Origin of the sequence: Ruminococcus callidus ATCC 27760, from assembly GCF_000468015.1 — a bacterium.
Taxonomy (GTDB): domain Bacteria; phylum Bacillota; class Clostridia; order Oscillospirales; family Ruminococcaceae; genus Ruminococcus_C; species Ruminococcus_C callidus.
This window is the reverse complement of record NZ_KI260325.1, coordinates 15,015-22,415: the sequence shown is the minus strand read 5'-3', so window position 1 is coordinate 22,415 and position 7,401 is coordinate 15,015. Positions and strand designations below refer to the sequence as shown.

Genomic DNA, 7,401 nt, shown 5'->3' with positions numbered 1-7,401 from the left:
GTTTTACAGAGAGGGAAGTTCGTCAGCTCTGTGAGCGTTATCATATGTCTTTCGAGCAAACGAAAGATTGGTACGATGGCTATAATGTCAATGGTGTATCCATTTATAATCCAAGATCTGTAACATCAGCGATGATGAACGGCATCTTTGACAGTTACTGGACACAGACAGAAACCTATGAGGCTTTGAAAATGTATATCGTTCGCAATGAGAACGGTTTGCGGGATAAAATCGTTCGGATGATTGCCGGAGAACATATTTCCATCAATACGAAAACATTTCAGAACGATATGTGTACTTTTGAAACTGCAGACGATATTCTGACTTTGCTGGTACATCTGGGCTATCTGACTTATGACTTCGATACAAAAACTGCCTGGATTCCCAACAAAGAAGTGCGGCAGGAATTTCTCAATTCTATCCAGGGACAAGAATTTCAGAACGTCAACAATGCCATCCATCGTTCCGACAAGCTGCTGCAATTGACGTTGGCACAGAATGCGGAAAAAGTGGCGGAAATGCTTCAGGAAGTTCACTGTGACAACTGTTCTGTAATTCAGTATAACGATGAAAATTCGCTGGCTTGTGTGCTGAGTCTGGCATACTATTCTGCACAAGACAGCTATGCGGTTTATCGGGAATTGCAAGGCGGAGAAGGCTTTGCGGATCTGGTATTTGTACCGAGAACTGGGAATCATAACCCGGCAATGATCGTGGAGCTAAAATGGAATCAAACCACTGGTATTGCACTGGAACAAATCAAAGACCGAAAGTATATTCGCTGTTTGAAAGACTATCATGGAAAAGTGCTGTTTGTTGGTGTGAACTATGATAAGAAGAGTAAGAAACATACTTGTCAGTTTGAGATGATGGAAATTTGAAAAACTCTATAGACAGACTTAACAGAACATATATTGAATGCAAATATTAGGGTGAAAACCATAAAAAGCACAAGCAAATCCACTATTAATTGTCACATCCTAAACTTATGAAAGGTACTCGTGTATTTGCTAAAACTTACAGTAGATTAGTAGCTATATATTTGGTAGACTAAGAAGGATTAAAATATGGGAAGCATTATTGATTTTAGTGGTATAGAAAATTGTGAACAAGCCATCAGAAAAACATGGGATGAATTTAGGGAATGTTTAGCAGCTGGTGTATTTTCTTATGATGAAATTGAAAAAGCTAAAAAGCAGAAATTTTTAATGGTATATGATGATCTATTTTATAAACATTCTGGTATTGACCAAAGTACGATTGTTTTTAAGGATTTGAAAGATAAGCTAATGGGAAGAGGTGCTATATTGAAAAATGATGAGATTCCTAATTATGATCGTTTTCTTCCTAAAGAAGAGTATATCAAAGAAGATAATCGTTTTAGCCCTCCTCATGTGGAATGGCTTTATTTGGCGGTTGGCAATGATAACGACATTCACGAATGTGCACAGGCTGAATGTCGAGCCAAAAGAGGAAACATGTTTGGATTTTGTCATTTTCAACGAGACACCAAATATGATATGTGCAAATTAGTAGATCTAACCATTGCAGACGATATTTCTTATGTAGAATTAAATGTAACTTTAGAAAAATATGTACAAACGCAAACTAAAAAACGTAAAAAAATTATAAAAGCAACAGGTTTTCCTCCTAAAATAAACATCGATCAAAAGGAATTGGAAAAAGTCTTTACTCAGTGGGCTGTATACACTTATGTAAAATTACTATCGACACAAATTTTCAAGCCACTCGATAGTTGTGATAATAAAGCAATTACTTATGCCCCGTTTCAAACAATTGCTCAATATTATATTTCATTGGGATATTCTGGTATTATTTACGATAGTACCGTATGTTTGAAAGGAAAGAATATAGTGTTATTTGACAAGCATATGGCCTGTCCAATAGGGACTATAGAAAACTACAAAATATTGTAAGTCTGGAAAGTCGATTAGATGTATTCTTACAAACAATTTGAATAAGAAAATGGTTATGACCTTGTTGCTGTAGTCGATAAATAGTAAGGACATTTAGCCTATTGTATTGAGTCAGTTTAAGATGGTAGAGATATATGCTATTTGCGAGAAAATTCAAATTGCTTATTCAGTATGGCTGTATGGGTAATTAAACGAAAATGCAGACATTAAAATTGAAGTGTCGTTGCACGTTGAGTGCGTGGTATTGATGTCAAGAATTACGCAAAAATAACTGAGAAAATGCCTATTTTGCGTGGTTTTTGCAATATCATCAAATCTACGCACTCGGAACATATGCTGTAAGTCAGTTCACGGAAACATATCTGACAGCAAATCTAAGCACTATCAAAATACAGCACTCGCAGGTTGAGTGCTTGAAAATGTTGTATTTCGGGTAGGGTTGAGTGCGTGGAAATGTTGTCACAAGAAAGGAAGATTAAAATGGCAAGTAAAAGAGTTAAACAATCAATTATACTTAGTGTTTCCGTTATGAAAGGCTGTTACCGCCACATTCAGGTTTCAGTGAATGAAGATTTAGAAACGCTGGCAGATATTATTTTGTGGGCATTTGATTTCGATAATGACCACGCTCACGCTTTTTTCATGGACAATAAGGCTTGGAGTAATTATGATTGCTACTACATGGCAGAAGTCGATGAAGATGAAATGTACCGTCACACCTGCGATTTTAAGCTTCATCAGCTTGGACTTACAAAGGGAAAAGCATTTAAATTTGTCTTTGATTTTGGTGATGACTGGGAGTTCAATTGCAAAGTCCTTCGTATTGTTTATGAGGATACTAAAGATGCGGAGCTTATAAGAGCTGTTGGTGAACCTCCTGAGCAATATCCTGATTATGACGATTTTGAAGATGATGAATAAATAACAAAACACCCTCGCCGCTATCGGTATACTCCGACAGCAGCGAGGGTGTTCGCATATTTTCACATATTCACTTCCACGTTAACACCCGAATGAAATTCGAATATGATCCTGTCCTCGTAGACCGTGGCTCTTTTCAGCATACGCTTTACCAATGATTCCTCAAAGTTGTTTATTTTTGTCGGCTGCTCATCAATGAAAGATTCAAGCTCCTCAATCCGTTTTAGATAGTCATTTCTCGCATTTTCGCTCATCGTAAGCTCATCTCTCTGCTTGCGGAGAGCATAAATCTCACTTGCTATGTCGGTGTAGTCCTCATGCTCCTCGGCTTTTGCGACAAGCTGGCGTTCAAGATCTGCAAGTTTTGCATCAATTTTTGCCGTACTTTCGGAATTACCGCCTGTCAGAACGCTCTCGATGTTCCTTTTTAGCTGAAGAAGATGCTCTTGCTTTTCTGCAATAATTCTGTTTAGTGCTTCCACAAATGTAGCTTTCAGACCCTCTTCGTTTATTGTCCGTGCGTGGCATCCGTTCTTATCACGCAGACGTGTCGCACATCGCCAAACGACTGACTTTTTACCACGGTTATTCCAGTGAATTCTGTTGAACTGATCTCCACATTCACCGCAGACAATCAGCCTTGTAAAGCAGTGATTCGCCGAAAAACTGCGCTTTCTGCCCTTGCAGTCCTCGACTGAGCCTCTCCTTGCCATTTCCTCCTGCACCGCAAGAAACAGCTCTTTCGGAATGATTGCGGGGTGGTCGTCATCAACGTAATACTGCGGCATGATGCCCGTATTCTTCACTCGCTTTTTCTGCAAAAAGTCCGTAGTATAGGTCTTTTGCAGCAATGCGTCACCCATGTATTTTTCATTTTCCAATATCTTTTTGACCGTGCTGTCATACCAGCGTGTCTTTCCCCTGCCCGTCAGAATGCCGTCACGCTCCAAGCCCTTGGCAATTTTGATACAGCTTGCACCCTCAAGATATTCACGAAAGATTCGCTTGACCGTTTCTGCCTGTTCAGGATTTATCACCAGCTTTCCGTCAGCGTCTTTATCATAGCCCAGAAAACAGGCACAATTCACCATAACCTTCCCTTGCTGAAAGCGATATTGCATACCGATTTTCACGTTTTGACTGAGCGATTCCGACTCCTGTTGTGCAAGCGACGCCAAAATCGTCAGCATAATTTCACCGCGCTGGTCGGTGGATTCAATGCCCTCTTTCTCGAAAAATACAGGGATATTCTTGTCCTTCAGCTTGCGGACAAAATTCAAACAATCCACGGTATTTCGGGCAAAACGTGATATGCTTTTTGTGACAACATAGTCAATTTTGCCGTCCATACAATCCTGAATCATTTTGTTGAATTGCTCACGGTATTTGGTCGAAACTGCTGATATACCGTCATCGGCATATATGCCTGCAAATTCCCATGCAGGGTGATTCGTGATGTAGTCATAATAATGCTCATACTGTGCCTCGAAACTGGTCTGCTGTTCCTCGTTTTCCGTAGAAACTCTGACATAGGCGGCAACACGCAGTTTTTTGACCGTTTCTGTATGCCGTGCGGCGTTGTTGCCGATCTGCGGTTTTGGTGGGATTGTTCTAACCATTTATTTCACTCCTATCAGACTGTATAAATATTCTGCCTGCTTTGTAAAATTTTCTTGCGGTTCTCTTTCATCAGAAAGCACAAAATTTGTGCGTATTACCGGCACTTTTCGTCTTGTCTTTCCCGTAGATTTCTGACGTTTTTGCAGTTCTATCTGAACTCGACGGAATAAATTTTCATCCACGATTTTCGGATAGAAACTGTTACCAATGTAACATTTTCTCTGTAAAAGCTGCTTTACCATACTGTGGGTAATTGGATGTCCGGCTGTTTTTGCGGATTCCGTCAAACTCATACCCGATACATAATTCTGAAAAATCAGGCGTACCTTATCAGTGGCTTCTTCTACAATAAAAATTTTTCCGTCTTTTACTTCGTAGCCGTAGGGAATGTGGCTCATAGCAGTGCCTCCTTTAACGTCAGTCCGCATTTCAGCTGAATGCCGATGCTGTGGCGATCATATACGATTATTTTCTCAATAAAATCCGTTGCAAAAAAGTCCTTAAACTCCGTCTGCATTTCTGCACTGTCAAGGAAATGCAAGAGTTTCTCGGTTTCTGCAACCATTTCGGAATTTCCGGTATCAAGCTGACTAAGCTGTGCAATCTGAATACGAAGCTCCTCCGACCTCTTATTGCTTGCATTCTGGTCTTGAATGAAAATTGCAGGTTTGATGATTTTATCTGCCAAGAGATGCCTTAGAACGTCAATTTTCTCGGCTTCTTTGATGAGTTCTGCCTTTAAAAGTTTGATTTCTTCCGAATTGGCATTGCATCTTTTCAGCTCTGCCAGATAAGGAAAAAGTATTATTTTTCTGCCAAAAATCAGCTTGTTCATCATCGTAGTGATCGTTGCTTTCAGTGCATCATCACGCACATATTTCATAGAGCATTTCTGAATGTCATCAATATGTGTGGTACAAGCCCATGCGATTTCAGAACCGTGGTCGTGGATTCTCCGCTTGAAAGTTCCGCCACATTCTCCGCAGGTGATAATTCCCGAAAAAGCATATCGGGCTTGATACTTTCCTTGCCCTTTGATGATGCCTTTTTCAGCAGCTCGCTGCTCTAAAAGTCGGTTTGCAGTTTCAAAAATCTCACGGCTTATTATAGCCTCGTGATGATTCTCAATGAAGATTTGTTTTGACGAATTTTTGGTTTCATGTCTGCAGAAACTGCCGTCTGTGTAGGTTTTCTGAAAAAGAGCGTCACCCGTGTACTTCTCATTTTTCAGCATATCACGAACGGTGGAAGAACTCCATTTTCCGCCTTTTCTTGTAGGCACGTTTCTTTCACGGAGCAGCTTGCAAATGGAATGTGTGCTGTGTCCGTTTATGGCGAGATTGAAAATCCAGCGGACAATTTCAGCTTCCTGTTTATCGGGTATCATTTCACCATTTTCGTTTTTCACATATCCATAGGGTAAATAGGATTGCTTGTATGTACCGTCCTGAAAACGCTTTCGGATAGCCCATTTTTCATTTTCGGAAATCGAAATAGACTCCTCCGCCGCAAAACTGCTGAAAATGGAAAGCATCAACTCGCTGTCCATATTTCCTGTGTCTATATGCTCTTTCTCGAAGTAAATGAAAATGCCTTTGTCTTTCAAATTACGTGCGATTTGCAGACAATCCACGGTATTTCGGGCAAAACGACTGACTGATTTCGTCAAAATATAATTGATTTTTCCTGCATTGCAATCACGGAGCATATTCTGCAAACCGTTTCTCGTTTCAGATTTTGTTCCGGAAACGCCTTCGTCAAAGTAAAGTCCCGCAAACTCCCAAGTTGAATGGGCTTTGATGTACATTTCATAATGCTTTTTCTGCGCGTCAAGGCTCTCTTTCTGGTCAAGGTTATCGGTCGATACTCTTGCGTAGGCAGCCACTTTTTTCTTAGGCGTTTTCGGCTGCGGTCTTGCGTCAATTTTTGTAACAGCCATTGACTTTCCCTCCTTTCGGTATGAACATATTAAATGGTTTTTGACGATATATCAAGTCTTTTCGGCAATAAGTCGGCGTAAAGGGGTGAGAAAGTTTGGCGGTTTAATGCGGTTAATTTGTCATATTCGTCAAAGGAAATCAGTCCTTTTTCAAGCATTTTTTCGGTGAGAGTCTGCACCATAAAATAGCCGAGTTCATCATGATTTTCTTTCATTAAAATGCCCCCCCATTCATACTTCGGAAAAAAATCAGTTCTTGTGATAAAAATTATCCCGGAGCAGTTTTAACAACTCCGGGATAGAAAAAATTTTGAGATAATCAGATGTCAGATTTATTTACCCAACCAGTCACATACTTGCCAATGGGTGTATTGCCACAAAACTCCGGCTTAGTTGTCACACGCATTCTGCCGTTGACAACGATGCCGTCGTAAAGATAATATGTGCCGGAACGCTTCACACCTGTTTTTGCAGCTGCGGATGCGTAAAGTGCGGTATTTTTGAGTGTTACCTTTGCACCTTTTGCATAGGACTTTCCATTGCTGAAAACAACATTCCCATTTGCATCAAAGACAGAATATCCCGTCTTGCAGGCTTTTTTTGCATTTTCCAATGAGGAATATGCCCCAATCTGCGACTTAGCATCAGCCCATGTTTTTCTTACTCGATAAAGCTGTTTTGCAGGTGTAGGAGTTGCCGGTGTAGAACCAGAATTAAGATAAGATTGTACCTTAGCTTTAAAAGCTACCCAATGAGGCAGAATGTACGCAAGACACATCTTGTAAGGATTTCTTGCAGTATTGAGATAATCCACAGTACCCGATTTTCCGTCCCTGACATTGAGCCAGTGGGTGTGGGTAAAGAGGTGGTTAATATCAAGATTGTATTTCTTCAGCAAAGCTGCCGCCAATCTTGCACAATTGCCCTCAGACTTCTTATCTGTCACATTATACGCAGAGGACATAATACACTCAATGGCAATGG

General features: G+C 40.4%; 7 protein-coding genes and 1 pseudogene. 3 read left to right on the top strand and 5 right to left on the bottom strand.

Annotation, left to right across the window (positions count from 1 at the left end):
• From RUMCAL_RS03020 to RUMCAL_RS03010, 3 genes are all read left to right on the top strand, one after another.
• A partial coding sequence (locus RUMCAL_RS03020) for a PD-(D/E)XK nuclease domain-containing protein (RefSeq protein ID WP_040646726.1) occupies positions 1-881 on the top strand: 881 nt, incomplete at its 5' end.
• Between the two features lie 186 nt (positions 882-1,067).
• Positions 1,068-1,937, top strand: a complete 870-nt coding sequence (locus tag RUMCAL_RS03015) for an RES family NAD+ phosphorylase (RefSeq protein ID WP_021681022.1) — start codon at positions 1,068-1,070, stop codon at positions 1,935-1,937.
• Positions 1,938-2,417: 480 nt separating this feature from the next.
• Positions 2,418-2,858, top strand: coding sequence for an IS1096 element passenger TnpR family protein (locus RUMCAL_RS03010; protein ID WP_207636435.1), 441 nt, complete (start codon positions 2,418-2,420; stop codon positions 2,856-2,858).
• A gap of 62 nt (positions 2,859-2,920) precedes the next feature.
• Here the strand turns inward: RUMCAL_RS03010 and RUMCAL_RS03005 are convergent, their stop codons facing one another.
• The 5 genes and pseudogenes from RUMCAL_RS03005 to RUMCAL_RS16415 all read right to left on the bottom strand — a co-directional run.
• Entirely contained in the window at positions 2,921-4,477 is a 1,557-nt protein-coding gene (locus RUMCAL_RS03005) for a recombinase family protein (RefSeq protein ID WP_021681020.1), read from the bottom strand.
• On the bottom strand, positions 4,478-4,876 hold the full coding sequence (locus tag RUMCAL_RS03000; RefSeq protein WP_021681019.1) for a serine integrase family protein: 399 nt from the start codon (positions 4,874-4,876) through the stop codon (positions 4,478-4,480).
• Positions 4,873-6,417 carry a recombinase family protein gene (locus RUMCAL_RS02995; RefSeq protein ID WP_021681018.1) on the bottom strand — a complete coding sequence of 515 codons (1,545 nt, stop codon included), beginning with the start codon at positions 6,415-6,417 and terminating at the stop codon, positions 4,873-4,875. The genes RUMCAL_RS03000 and RUMCAL_RS02995 overlap by 4 nt, the downstream gene beginning before the upstream one ends.
• 29 nt (positions 6,418-6,446) lie before the next feature.
• On the bottom strand, positions 6,447-6,632 hold the full coding sequence (locus tag RUMCAL_RS02990) for an SHOCT domain-containing protein (protein WP_021681017.1): 186 nt from the start codon (positions 6,630-6,632) through the stop codon (positions 6,447-6,449).
• A gap of 104 nt (positions 6,633-6,736) precedes the next feature.
• A pseudogene (locus RUMCAL_RS16415) lies at positions 6,737-7,401 on the bottom strand (hypothetical protein); the annotation flags it as partial.